Below are 13009 nucleotides of genomic sequence, written 5' to 3' on the forward strand. Positions count from 1 at the left end.
ATGAATGCGAATACTTACCAAGGCAGCATGCTAATGATTGTGGCTCCATCGGGCGCAGGAAAATCGTCGTTGGTACAGGCCTTATTACAAAGCGATGCCAGCGTCAAATTATCTTTGTCGACAACAACCCGAGCGCCGCGGGTAGGCGAAATAAATGGCCAGGATTATCACTTTGTTACTGAAACAGAATTTATGCAGCAGCGGGCAAATGAAGATTTTTTAGAATGGGCTGAAGTGCATGATCATTTTTACGGCACTTCCCGTTCCTGGCTTGCGGCGCAAATGCAGGCGGGTAGTGATGTGATTTTAGAAATTGACTGGCAGGGCGCTCAACAGATTCGGCAATTGATTCCCGCGGCGCAGTGGATTTTTATTTTCCCACCCTCATTTGAGGCCCTTGAAGCGCGTCTGCGAAAACGCGGCAAAGATGATGAGCAGACTATTGAACGACGTTTAGCTGCGGCGCATCTCGAACTGCAACATGCAGCCGAGGCTGATTTCATTGTGATTAACGACTCTTTTGAGCAGGCTCTAGCTGATTTAAGGAGTATTTTGGCGGCTACTCGCCTGCGCACCACTGCGGTGATGGCGCGCAACCCAACCCTTTTGAGGCGCCTCGGGGTGTAATCAGGTATCCTATAGGCATTAACCCTAAATAAGTGAGTTCAGCATGGCCCGAATTACCGTAGAAGATTGCATGAAAACCATTCCCAATCGTTTTGAACTCGTGTTGGCAGCAACCTATCGTGCGCGCCAATTAGTTCAAGGTCACTCTCCCCGAGTTGAGTCTAAAGATAAAGCCACCGTTGTAGCTTTGCGTGAAGTAGCTGCAGGCGTGACCGACCGGGATATGTTGACCAAAGTACCGCTGTAATTTGAAAGCCCCGCTGTGGCGCCTGCGCTAACCACAACGGGAGATCAGGGTAAGCGCTCGTCTAGCGAGATTGGCGACGTCTTACTTAGTAGCACGAGTGCCTCGCCTGAGGTAGTTGCTGAAACCAGTTCTAAAAAATCGATTATTGCTTCGCTGCTAACGCAGTCGAGTCGCTATCTGTTTGGCCCCACTTCACAACCCCAGTTGCCACCCAAGCAACAAGTGGTTTCCATTGCGGCTCTCACCGACAAACTGAGTTATTTAAAACCGAATGAACGTGAGCTCATTAAAAAAGCCTTTCATTTTGCTGATGCAGCCCATTTAGGACAATATCGTCAAAGTGGCGAACCTTACATTACCCATCCACTTGCTGTAGCTGAGTTATGTGCTATTTGGCGCTTGGATGCTTTATCGATCATGGCAGCTTTATTGCATGACGTGATTGAAGATACCGGTAGCACTCAAGCTGATTTAATTACAACCTTTGGATCTAAGGTAGCTGAACTAGTTGAAGGTCTGACCAAATTAGATAAATTAGAATTTCAAAGTCATGCTGAAGCGCAGGCTGAAAGTTACCGCAAAATGTTTATGGCAATGGCGCGCGACGTACGTGTAATTTTGGTGAAGCTGGCCGATCGTACGCACAACATGCGTACCTTAGACGCGATGCCTTTAGAAAAACGCCATCGCGCTGCTTTAGAAACGATGGAAATTTATGCCCCCATTGCCCATCGTCTAGGCCTCAATTTAATTTATCGCGATTTACAAGACTTAGGTTTTCAATATTCGATGCCGCTACGTTTTCGAGTAATTGAAAAGGCAGTGAAGAAGGCGCGCGGTAATCGCAAGGAAATGGTTGAGAAGATTTTGGATACTACGCGCAGAACATTTGCTAAAGCAAAAATTGAAGTTGACTTACATGGGCGCGAAAAAACCCTCTTTAGTATTTACAGCAAAATGAAATCAAAGCACTTGAATTTTTCCCAAGTGCTTGATGTTTATGCATTTCGGGTGACTGTGCAATCGATTGATGACTGTTATCGGGCTTTAGGGGTTTTGCATGCTTTATATAAGCCCATGCCTGGTAAATTTAAAGACTACATTGCTATTCCAAAGCTCAATGGCTATCAATCGATTCATACTACTTTAGTAGGGCCGTCGGGCGTTCCGGTGGAGTTTCAAATTCGCACGATAGATATGCATGCCATTGCTGAGGCAGGAGTAGCGGCACATTGGGCTTATAAAGATGGCTCGCCTGAGCTGAGTGAGGTACAAAATCGAGCACACCAATGGTTGCAATCACTAATCGATATTCAAGACAGTACTGGTGATTCGCAAGAATTTTTAGAACACGTTAAGATTGATTTATTTCCTGATGCAGTTTATGTTTTTACGCCAAAAGGTCAAATTCGTGCGCTGCCACGAGGCGCCACCGCACTCGATTTTGCTTATTCAATTCACAGTGAATTAGGTAACACCTGTGTTGCAGTAAAAATTAATAGTATGCAATTACCCTTGCGTAGTGAGTTACGTAATGGCGATATTGTTGAGGTTATTACCTCACCGCAGTCACAACCTAATCCAGGTTGGTTAAGTTTTGTGCGCACCGGTAAAGCGCGCGCAGCCTTACGTCATGCCCTTAAAACCAAGCATTACGCTGAGTCTTTGCAATTGGGTGAGCGCCTATTAGCCAATGCACTTAGACAGCAAGAGGTGGATGTGGGTCTTCTTACTGAAGCGATATGGACCCGCTTATTGCACTGGACTGGCGATAGAAATCGTAATGAGGTGTGTGTCAATATTGCTTTGGGTCGACGCTCGCCACAAGAATTAGCGATGCGTTTGAAAATTTTATTGGCTGAAGACTCGGGCGCTGAGCAAATGGTTTTAGGGGTTAGTAATTTTGTTTTGCCGCAACCAGAAATTCGTCATCATGCAATTTTGGTGGATGGGCGCGAGGGGATGTCGACTAGTTTTCAATCGTGTTGTCACCCCATCCCTGGCGATAACATTATTGGCTATCTTGGTAAGGGTGAAGGTTTGCAAATTCATATTAGCGATTGTCAACATGCTTTACGTATGCTGTCTAAAGATCCTGATAAGTGGGTTGAAGTGGAGTGGAGTAAAGATGTGCATCGTGAGTTTGAAGTGGATTTAGTGCTAGATACACGCCAAGGAAAGGGTGTTCTAGCTCGGGTTGCTAGTAGTATTACCGCGGCTGACGCTAACATTATGAATGTATCGATGGAAGATCCGTACAAAGAAGATGCTGTATCGATGCGCTTCACCATTCAAGTATCTGATCGCTTGCACTTATCGCGGGTGATGCGCAGCTTACACAATAATGCAGATGTCATGCGCGTTATACGCAGTCGGCAAACCTAAGTAGATCAAGATTCGTTGATGGACTAATAGTTCACTTCAATAATTTCAATGGTTCTTGGTCCCGTTGGCGTTTGAATGACTACTTCATCGCCCACCCTCGCTTTAATTAAGGCCTTGGCAATAGGGGAAACCCAACTCACATGACCTTGTTCTAAATTTACTTCATCCACCCCGACAATTTTAATGGTGGTTTCGTCGATTCCTTGTTTTGGGTCACTTTCTAGATAAGTAACGGTAGCACCGAAAAACACCTGAGCATCATCAGTTTCATCCAATTTTCGTGCGGCATTATCAATGACTAAGGCACATTCAAGGCGCTGATTAAGAAAGCGAATACGTCGATCAATTTCCCGTAAGCGTTTTTTGCCATAAATATAGTCTCCATTTTCGGAGCGATCGCCATTCGAAGCTGCCCAATGCACAATTTGCACAATTTCTGGCCGCGCCTGATTTAATAGGTGTAAGAGCTCAGTTTTGAGGCGCTCATGACCGTCTGGCGTAATGTAGTTCTTTTCTTCCATGGCATAATTGTGCCTGTTGCGGCTGTAGCTCAGTTGGATAGAGTACTTGGCTACGAACCAAGGGGTCGTGGGTTCAATTCCTGCCAGCCGCACCATTCTGATTCGTAGCACCATGGGGTAGGGGGCGCGATCCCTTATAGTTGCACTATGAGCAAGATTGCCATCGATGCGGGCCAGCCACCGCTAGCCTCCCCAGCGGTTTTAACCATTGTGAATGACTCACGCGCCAGCTTGGTTTTGAGTGGCACCTTGAATATTTACGCCTTAGGGGCAGTTTGGTCGCCTATTCGCGCTGCTCAAAACGCCTGGTTGACCACCGGCGCTAGCCAGCAAAAAACACTGGAAGTGGATGCTAGTCAAATTGAGTCACTCGACGGGGCAGGAATTGCTTTTTTAATAGACGTGCAAGAGGCGCAAATGAATGCCAAGGCGGTCTTTACGATGCCGAACTTAGCAGCACGCTATCTACCTTTATTAAAACAGTTTGATCCTATTGGCAAACTATTTCCAGCGCCACAAGTTGTTCCAGCACAAAGCCCAATTGAAGCAACCGGTAAGGCTGCTTATTCGCTTTGGCAAGATACGGTGGCTTTAATTACTTTTGCTGGACACGTTGTAGCCGATTTAGTTTGGTCATTACGCTACCCACGTCAAGTACGTTGGGGCGATTTTATTAATGCCGCTGTGCAAGCGGGCTTAGCGGCATTGCCGATTGTAGGATTGGTAGCTTTTTTAATTGGGGTGATTTTGTCTTTTCAATCGGCTATTGGCATGCAAAAGTTCGGTGCAGTGACTTTTGTCGGCCCCCTAGTGGCTTTAGGCGTTTTTCGTGAATTAGGCCCCCTCATTACTGCCATCTTATTAGCGGGACGGTCATCGGCAGCATTTGCCGCTGAAATTGGTACGATGACGGTCAATAGCGAGGTAGATGCATTGGTCAGTGGCGGTCTTAGTCCAGTGCGATTTTTGGTTATACCGCGGGTGCTAGCGGGTATTTTAGTGGCGCCGATTCTGACCCTCTATGCTGATATTGTGGCGATCTTGGCATCGGCCATAACCATGACTGCCTATGGCGTGCCCTTTATTAATTTTTACAACGGTACACTGACTATGGTCGGCACTGAAGATATCTTATCGGGCCTACTGAAGTCCCTGTTATTTGGGACTGTAGTTTCGAGTGTGGGCTGCTTACGTGGTATGCAAACTGGCAACGGTGCCGCAGCGGTAGGAATTTCTGCCACATCAGCTGTAGTTAGCAGTATTGTTTTAATTGTGTTAGTTGATGGGGTTTTTGCCTACATCTCCTATCGGACGGGATTCTAATGTTAGCCCTCGAAGCAAAAAATCTCACCATTGGCTATGGCACAAGAGTGCTTTTGCAAAATCTCAACTTCAGCGTTAATTTCGGTGAAATTTTTATTATTTTGGGTGGTTCGGGGTGCGGTAAGTCAAGCTTACTTAAAAATCTATTTGGTTTATATCGCCCGATGGGGGGTGATGTCTTAATTGAGGGGCAGGACATTACGCATGCTTATGGTGCAGAGTTGCAGCGCATCATGACGAGTTTTGGGGTGATGTATCAGCAAGGCGCCTTATTTGGCTCCATGAATTTATTGGATAACGTCAAACTCTTTATGGAGGAGTACACCAGCCTAGATGATAGACAAATGGATTTATTGGCCCGCTGCAAACTCGATTTAGTAGGTTTACTACCGTTTGCAAACTATATGCCCAGTGAAATTAGTGGCGGCATGCAAAAAAGAGCGGCGATTGCTCGCGCGATGGCATTAGACCCTAAAATACTCTTTTTAGATGAACCTTCGGCTGGTTTGGATCCTATTACCTCTGCTGACTTAGATCGGACGATTTTAGATTTATCGAAAAATCTCGGCATCACCTTTGTGATTGTGTCGCATGAGCTAGCTAGTATTTATGCGATTGCTGATCGGGTCATTATGTTAGATGGAGCCACTAAAAGTATCATTGCGGAAGGCGACCCCAAGCTATTACGGGATCAAAGTTCCGATCCCCGTGTGCATCAATTCTTTAATCGAATCATGAGCAAGGAAGCGGTATGAGTAATTCCAACCCCAATTATTTTCGTTTAGGCCTATTTGTTTTTGGCGGTTTAGCGGCTCTTGTGGCAGTTATTCTAATTTTTGGCTCGGGTCAGTTCTTTAAAAAATCTTTTATTGTAGAAACCTATGTCGAGAAATCGGTAACGGGTTTAGATGTGGGCGCCGATGTGCGTTTTCGCGGCGTGAAACTAGGGCAAGTAACCGCAATTTTATTATCTGGCAGAGTTTATGAAAATGAAATTAAATTAGATGATCGTAAAGAATATGTGATCGTGCGGATGCGCATTTTGGGAGACCCTAACGAATTACTGAATAACGTCAATAGCTTGGTAGCCATTGATTTGCGCGCGCGGATAAAAAGCATGGGCATTACTGGCGTAAATTATGTTGAGTTTGATTATTATCCAGACTATAAAAATTATCCAACACTGCCCTATACCTGGACACCAGAATATGCTGTTATTCCATCCTTACCAAGTCAAACGGAGCAATTATTAGCAGGCTTGCAAGGGTTAATGCTGAAGCTCGATCAGACTGACTTTGCTTCAACCCAGCGTAAGTTTGATGCTTTACTAACGAACTTAAACTCCATTTTGACGGGCGATGGTAAAGCGAATGCCGGTATTGTGCAATCGGTTCAAGATTTAAATATCTTGCTTACTAAAGTTAATCAAGTGACTAACAGCGAAGAGCTGCAAGTCTTAATGCGGGAAATTATTGCTTCAGCAATTACCCTACGGCAAATGCTCGGCTCGGTTCAAGGCGATACAGCATTGTCAGTCGAAAATATTAAACAAGCTAGCACGCAATTGAACGACCTCACTCGAATTATTAGTCAAAGCCCCAGTTCTTTAATTTGGTCTGAGCCGCCCGCAAAAATTATTTTGCCGACAAATGGCACGCAAGGTGGTACGCCAGGCGCAATCACGGCAGGAGGTCAGAAATGATTTTTACACCACTGCAACAATTTCCTTGGCAAGGTCGACGATCACTGCGAAGTGCTGGCTTAGTACTCATTGCCAGTGCCTGTGTAGTTTTGTTTAATGCGTGCGCTCCAACTAAGCCGGCTGAGCAAACCTCCGATTGGCTCGTATCAGTTAAGCGAAGTGGCGAGCCTCGTAAACCCATCTCACCAGTTTGGTTGAAGGTGGGAACGATTAGTGTGACAGCACCCTTTGACGGTAAGTCACTAGTTTACCGACTGAGTGAGGGGCGCTACGATAAAGATTTTTATAATGCCTATATTGCCTTGCCCAATGAAATGTTTGCTAACGCTACACGTACTTGGTTAAACGATGCGGGTGTATTTCGTTTAACCGTTGATCAAAGTAATAGTTTTTTCCCGTATTACACTTTACAAGCTCACGTTGAAGAATTTTATGGTGATTACCGAACAAAGCCTGAAGCAGTTGTGACCATTCAATATTTTTTAAGCGCTGCAAGTACTTCAAAAGCAGCTAATCCAGTTATTTTTACGCCACGCTACAGCCAACGCATTGCCTTGACTGATAATAGTCGGGCGGCGTTAATACAGGGTTACCAACAAGCGCTGACGGCAATTTTGCAGCAACTAGAAGCCGATTTTTATCAAAAAAATCTGCAGCTACCCACCCCTTTAGGAAAGTAAATATGAATTTTAGTTACCGCTTTTTTTTGGCGTTTGCCTTAGCCGTAATTTTGAGTGCACCAAGTTTTGCTGATACTTATCCTAGTCGCCCGATTCGTTTAATTGTGCCATTTGCGCCTGGAGGTACAACCGACATTATTGCGCGCAGTATTGCTGATCCCCTTGGACGACAATTGGGTCAACCTGTGATTGTGGAAAATCGGGCAGGCGGCGGCGGTAGTATTGGTGCGCTTGAGGTTGCTCGGGCGCCAAAAGAAGGCTACATCATTGGAGTGGCAACGGTGTCTACTACTGCGGCTAACCCGGCCATTAACCCCAAAATTGGCTATGATCCTACTAAAGATTTTTCACCTATTACGAATATTGCGGCTACCCCAAACATCATTGCGGTAAACCCCAATTTTCCAGCAAAAGATTTCAAAACTTTTTTAGAAGTGTTGAAGAAAAATCCAGGTAAATATTCTTATGCTAGTTCGGGTACTGGTGGTATTGGTCATTTACAAACGGAATTATTCAAAAGTTTGACTGGTGTTTATATTGTGCATATTCCTTACCGTGGCGCAGGTCCAGCATTAACGGACACCGTTGCAGGGCAAGTGCCGATCATTTTTGATAACTTACCTTCGGCCTTACCGTTTATTCGGGATGGTAAGTTAGTACCGATTGTGGTTGCCGCCCCGAAGCGTTTAGCGCAGCTACCTAATGTACCAACTTTTGCTGAAGTGGGTTTAGCTCCCGTGAATCGGATGGCCTACTATGGGCTTTATGGTCCAGTTGGACTTCCCCGTGATATTGTTGAGAAAATATACGTAGCGACACAAAAAGCAGTCACTGAGCCTGCAGTTCGCAAGCGTATTGAAGATACTGGATCAATCATTAATGTGAATGGACCCGAGGAGTTTGCCAAAGAAATTAAAGCCGAGTACACCGTATATAAAGAAGTAGTAGTAAAACAAAAACTGCAAATTGACTAATGCAGATCAATGAATAACAGCAAAGGAAAGATATGGATTACGGAATTCAAGGTAAGGTAGCCTTAGTCTTGGCCTCTAGTCGGGGCTTGGGTCAGGCGATGGCAGTATCTTTAGCGCGTGAAGGTGTCAAAGTCGCCGTTACGGGGCGTAATCCCGAGGGTTTAAATACTACCGTTGAGATGATTAAAGCATTCGGTGGCACAGCGTTGCCAATCCCTTGGGATTTATCTGAGTTAGGCGCAATTGATCCTAATGTGAGTCTGGTCGAGCAGCAATTGGGGCCGATAGATATTTTGATTAATAACACTGGTGGCCCACCGCCGACGCCTGCAGCTGGCCAAGACCCAAAATTATGGGAAAAAAGTTTTCACGATATGGTCCTTTCCTTAATTAGTATTACTGATCGTGTTTTGCCTGGTATGCGCGAACGCCGTTGGGGCCGCATTATTACTAGCACGACGTCGGGAGCAATTGCACCGATTCGTAATTTAGCGATTTCAAATACGCTGCGGGCAGGCTTATCGGCTTGGTCCAAAACCTTAGCGAATGAAGTTGCAGGCGAAGGTATTACTGCTAACATTATCATGCCAGGGCGGGTTGCGACAGATCGATTAAGGCAGCTTGATGAGGCGCGCTCGAAGCGCGAAAATATGACTTATGAAGCTGTTGTTGAGGCAAGCCTTAAGCTGATTCCCGCCGGACGTTATGGCGACCCTAAAGAATACGGTGATACAGCTGCATTTTTAGCTAGTATGAGCGCTGCATACATTACTGGCTCAGTTATTCGGGTTGATGGTGGACAAGTTCAGGGCATTTGATTTATTACGCTAAAGGTCTGGTCTTTTTGTTTAATTCAGTTGTGCTCAGCCACCTTCGGCGTGATCTACGTTCTACTGAGCTGCTCTATTTATTAGTAGCGCTCATTATTTCGGTTACGGCATTATCCAGCGTGGGGTTTTTAGCCGATCGCTTACAACGGGCATTTCAATTTGATGCACGGCAATTAATCGCTGGCGATTTATTAATTGTTTCTGATCGACCCATTACCGAGACTTTTCTTGCTGAAGCCAAGCGACGAGATATTCGTGTTGCCACTACAGTTGTATTTCCTAGTATGGCTAATTCAGCCAAGCAAGCCAAGTTAGTATCTTTAAAGGCGGTGAGTGATACCTATCCTTTACGTGGTAATTTACAACTAGCTGAAAGTACTACTGAGCTAATCGGCGGCCCAAAAGTAGGTACAGTGTGGATCGATGCAGCCGCTGCTATTGCCCTCAATACCCAAGTAGGTGAGCAGCTTAAGCTAGGTGAGCGGCAATTTTTAATTAGCGGGGTGTTGGTTCGAGAATTAGATCGGGGTGCAGGCTTTATGAATTTTGCGCCACGGGTCATGATGCCTTTAATCGATTTAAATTCAACGGGCTTAATTGGCTTAGGCAGCAGGGTTACGTATCGAGCCCTATTTGCTGGTAGCGATGCAGCAATTCAAGCCTATGAAGCTTGGGTGCGACAACAAATAGCGTCCAACGGCCTGCGGGGTATTCAAGTCGAAAATTTGGAAACAGCGCAACCGACGATGCGTAAAACTTTAGAGCGGGCCGAGCAATTTCTCACTCTCATGGCTTTATTAACTGCATTGATTGCAGCAGTAGCAATAGCCTTAGCAGCTCGTCGTTATGTATTAAAGCAGGCTGATGCTTATGCCATTTTGAAATGTTTTGGTGCGACTCAGCGCGATTTAATCTGGCGTCAATTACATCTTCTACTGTATTTAGTTGGTGGCGCTTGTTTTATTGGTGCGGGCTTAGCGTGGTTAGTGCAAGAAGGTTTGGTGTGGTTTTTAGGTGGCCTACTATTAGCCAGCCTGCCTGCACCATCAATTTGGCCAGTGGTGTGGAGTATTTTGTGGGCTGTATTACTGCTCTTTGGTTTTGCCGCTTATCCATTACTTACGCTGACAGCGGTCTCGCCAATTCGGTTAATTCGCCGTGAATTAGGTGCGCTACCGATTGCCGCACGTTGGTCGACCATCATCAGTATCGCAACTTGTTTAGCAATGATTTTTTGGGCAGCGCGTGATTGGAAGCTGGCAGGGTGGGTGAGCCTCAGTTTTGCTGGTGCCATTCTCATTTTTGTAGTGCTTATTTGGCTAATATTGCGCGGTTTAAAAAAATGGAGTGATTCCAAGCAATTTTCGCTGCGTGGTAGCTCGGCCTTTGCATTACGCTTTGCTTTAGCTGCCTTAACTCGGCGGAGTAGTTTTACGATTATGCAAATTTGCGCCTTAGCGATTGCGTTAATGGCAATGCTCTTAATTATTGTTTTACGGCAAGATTTGTTGCCTGCATGGCAGGGATCGGTGCCAGCCAATTCGCCCAACCGCTTTGTGATTAACATTCAAAATGATCAACGCCTTGCGGTTGCTGAAGATTTATCGTTGGCTGGTATTCGTGCTGCGCCGCTATATCCAATGGTGCGTGGTCGCTTAATTGATATCAATGCGAAGTCGGTAATCCCAAGTGATTACAAAGATGAAAATGCAAAGCGTTTAGTTGATCGTGAATTTAATCTTTCTTATACTGATACCTTGCCCCTTGGCAATCGCTTAATCGCAGGTGAATGGTTTAGTTCGGATGCAGCCCAAATCTCCCTCGAGAGTGGCATTGCTAAAACCCTAGGCCTAAAGTTAGGTGACGTACTTAGCTTTGAAATTGCCGGTCAAATTGTTTCGGCCAAAATTACTTCATTACGTAAACTAGACTGGAGCTCAATGCGGGTGAATTTCTTTGTCCTTATGCCGCCTCAGACTTTACAAAATTTACCCCAGTCGTGGATTACCTCTTTTTATCAGCCTCCGACACAAGCAAACCTCGATTTGCAGTTAAGTCAAAAATATCCAAACCTGACTGTCGTTGATGTAGGCTTGTCACTTAAACAAATTCAAGATGTCATCGAGCGTTTAACTTCAGCCCTAAGTATTCTCTTTTTGTTTGCTATCGTTGCGGCTATTTTGGTCTTGTTTGCTGCCATTGCAGCGACACAAGAAGAGCGTTTTCGCGATGCCGCTCTGTTAAAAGCATTAGGTACTTCGCGGGGCTTGCTAGCGCAAATTGCTGCGCTAGAGTTAGTCGTGATTGGCGGCTTGGCAGGATTATTAGGTGGTTTGGCGGCTTCTGCTGCAGCTTGGGCCTTAGGGCGCTATGTGATGGAGCTTGAGTTTTATGCTTTTTTTCAACCCCTCATCTTTGGTTTGCTGATGGGTTTAGTAGCTTGTGCTTTGGCAGGCTATCGTTTTTATCGCAAAATTCAAGTAACCACTGCAGTCAATTGCCTGAGAGAGGCAATGTAAGATAAAGGTAGTGAAACTCGATAATGTTTAGCGCTTTTGGCGTGGCAATTGCACCAGCTTAGTTTGAGCAAAGCGATCTGGCCAGCTTTGGCGACTTGTGTCTGAACGGCGATCGAGAAAAATACTCAGCGGTGAAAATAGTAGCGCCACCACAAATAATAATTCAATAATTTGCCATTGTTGAAAGTGAAAGATGCCCTGTAAGACTATGCAGGGAAGCAACCACAGAGAGCCATAAATATAGCGCGAGATTGCCCGCCGCCGAGAAAGGATTTGGTCTGAATTAGAAAGCAGTTGAATTTGCCAAGTTTGCATGGCTAGCGTTTGACCAGTTCGGGTCCAGTACCAAACAAAATACAGACCTAATACACCATATAAATAAAAAAAAGTAAGCCAACTGGGTAGTGTAATTTGAAAGAGCATGCCTAAAGCTAAATTGGGCAGTAAAAATGTTAGTGCAACGACCCCGAGCAAGACTAATTGCTCGTAGAGATTGCAGGCTACACGGCGCCAAAAACCGGGCGCGGGTAAGCGGTTAATTGCTGCTTGACTCATCGCAGAACTTATTTATTAGCTGGATAAGTTTGCAAGCTGGGGGAGGTAGCCGTGCTAGGTTTTTTTTGGCTATTTTCGCGTGCTGCGAGTTTTTGTTTTTCTTCATCAGGTAATTGTTGATACGCTTGCCAGGCCTCATTTTTTTTATCGTTAGGAAACTTGAGACTACTTAAATAATTTTCACGGGCTAAGCGACGATCTTTTTGAGATAACTTGGCCCACTCGAGCATTCGGGCTTGTAATCGCTCTTGTTCTGCAGCACCTATTTTAGGATATAGGTTGGCTAACTTAGCCCATTTTTGCCGACTTTCGTTGGTCATTGAGGGCCAGTCACCCTCTAAGGGCGCAAGAATTTGTTGTTGCGCAGGACTTAAGCTCGCCCAATTACTAATGGGTTTTTTATCACCAGTATTCGCGCTGGTTTTGCCATGGGGTGCAATTGGCGTAACTAGCGGAGGTGTTAAGGCATTCGTTACTGGTTGGTTAGTGGTTTCAGTCGGCACCTCATTACTCACGGCAGATTGTGCCCATACTTGCGGGGCGAATAGACCAAGAACTAGATTGGCGTTCATGAGTAAGCCAATACTAAAGATCAAGCTGAGGCGCTGCGGATTCAACATCGCTATGGGTGGATTGAAGTATCGAT

General features: G+C 45.4%; 13 protein-coding genes and 1 tRNA gene. 11 read left to right on the plus strand and 3 right to left on the minus strand.

Going from position 1 to position 13009, the window contains the following annotated elements; genetic code table 11:
- The 3 genes from gmk to LZT22_RS04965 all read left to right on the plus strand — a co-directional run bounded on the left by gmk (nucleotide 1) and on the right by LZT22_RS04965 (nucleotide 3259).
- A complete protein-coding gene (gene gmk / locus LZT22_RS04955) occupies nucleotides 1-627 on the plus strand; it encodes a guanylate kinase (protein ID WP_233923960.1) in 627 nt (208 codons plus the stop codon).
- Between the two features lie 43 nt (nucleotides 628-670).
- A complete protein-coding gene (rpoZ, locus tag LZT22_RS04960) occupies nucleotides 671-874 on the plus strand; it encodes a DNA-directed RNA polymerase subunit omega (protein WP_233923961.1) in 204 nt (67 codons plus the stop codon).
- A 69-nt stretch (nucleotides 875-943) separates the two neighbouring features.
- Nucleotides 944-3259, plus strand: coding sequence for a bifunctional (p)ppGpp synthetase/guanosine-3',5'-bis(diphosphate) 3'-pyrophosphohydrolase (locus LZT22_RS04965; RefSeq protein ID WP_370635189.1), 2316 nt, complete (start codon nucleotides 944-946; stop codon nucleotides 3257-3259).
- A 23-nt stretch (nucleotides 3260-3282) separates the two neighbouring features.
- On the opposite strand, the gene greB is transcribed toward LZT22_RS04965, so the two are convergent.
- Entirely contained in the window at nucleotides 3283-3780 is a 498-nt protein-coding gene (gene greB, locus LZT22_RS04970) for a transcription elongation factor GreB (protein WP_233923963.1), read from the minus strand.
- An 18-nt stretch (nucleotides 3781-3798) separates the two neighbouring features.
- Here greB and LZT22_RS04975 point away from each other — a divergent pair.
- From LZT22_RS04975 to LZT22_RS05010, 8 genes are all read left to right on the plus strand, one after another.
- Nucleotides 3799-3875, plus strand: a tRNA-Arg gene (locus LZT22_RS04975).
- Between the two features lie 52 nt (nucleotides 3876-3927).
- Entirely contained in the window at nucleotides 3928-5103 is a 1176-nt protein-coding gene (locus LZT22_RS04980) for an ABC transporter permease (protein WP_233923964.1), read from the plus strand.
- Nucleotides 5103-5858 carry an ABC transporter ATP-binding protein gene (locus LZT22_RS04985; RefSeq protein WP_233923965.1) on the plus strand — a complete coding sequence of 252 codons (756 nt, stop codon included), beginning with the start codon at nucleotides 5103-5105 and terminating at the stop codon, nucleotides 5856-5858. The genes LZT22_RS04980 and LZT22_RS04985 overlap by 1 nt, the downstream gene beginning before the upstream one ends.
- On the plus strand, nucleotides 5855-6805 hold the full coding sequence (locus LZT22_RS04990) for an MlaD family protein (RefSeq protein WP_233923966.1): 951 nt from the start codon (nucleotides 5855-5857) through the stop codon (nucleotides 6803-6805). Before LZT22_RS04985 ends, LZT22_RS04990 begins: the two co-directional genes overlap by 4 nt.
- Complete coding sequence (locus LZT22_RS04995; protein WP_233923967.1) at nucleotides 6802-7485, plus strand: ABC-type transport auxiliary lipoprotein family protein; 684 nt, start codon at nucleotides 6802-6804, stop codon at nucleotides 7483-7485. The genes LZT22_RS04990 and LZT22_RS04995 overlap by 4 nt, the downstream gene beginning before the upstream one ends.
- 2 nt (nucleotides 7486-7487) lie before the next feature.
- Nucleotides 7488-8459 carry a tripartite tricarboxylate transporter substrate binding protein BugE gene (locus tag LZT22_RS05000; RefSeq protein WP_233923968.1) on the plus strand — a complete coding sequence of 324 codons (972 nt, stop codon included), beginning with the start codon at nucleotides 7488-7490 and terminating at the stop codon, nucleotides 8457-8459.
- A 32-nt stretch (nucleotides 8460-8491) separates the two neighbouring features.
- Nucleotides 8492-9277 (plus strand): SDR family oxidoreductase, encoded by a 786-nt coding sequence (locus LZT22_RS05005; protein WP_233923969.1) that lies wholly within the window; start codon nucleotides 8492-8494, stop codon nucleotides 9275-9277.
- Between the two features lie 26 nt (nucleotides 9278-9303).
- Nucleotides 9304-11808 carry an ABC transporter permease gene (locus tag LZT22_RS05010; protein ID WP_233923970.1) on the plus strand — a complete coding sequence of 835 codons (2505 nt, stop codon included), beginning with the start codon at nucleotides 9304-9306 and terminating at the stop codon, nucleotides 11806-11808.
- A 27-nt stretch (nucleotides 11809-11835) separates the two neighbouring features.
- Here the strand turns inward: LZT22_RS05010 and LZT22_RS05015 are convergent, their stop codons facing one another.
- Nucleotides 11836-12363 (minus strand): RDD family protein, encoded by a 528-nt coding sequence (locus LZT22_RS05015; protein ID WP_233923971.1) that lies wholly within the window; start codon nucleotides 12361-12363, stop codon nucleotides 11836-11838.
- Nucleotides 12364-12371: 8 nt separating this feature from the next.
- Entirely contained in the window at nucleotides 12372-12983 is a 612-nt protein-coding gene (locus tag LZT22_RS05020) for a DUF3106 domain-containing protein (RefSeq protein WP_233923972.1), read from the minus strand.
- Between the last annotated feature and the right edge of the window lie 26 nt (nucleotides 12984-13009).

Source organism: Polynucleobacter sp. IMCC 29146 (genome assembly GCF_021395195.1).
In the GTDB taxonomy this organism is placed as follows: Bacteria; Pseudomonadota; Gammaproteobacteria; order Burkholderiales; family Burkholderiaceae; genus Polynucleobacter.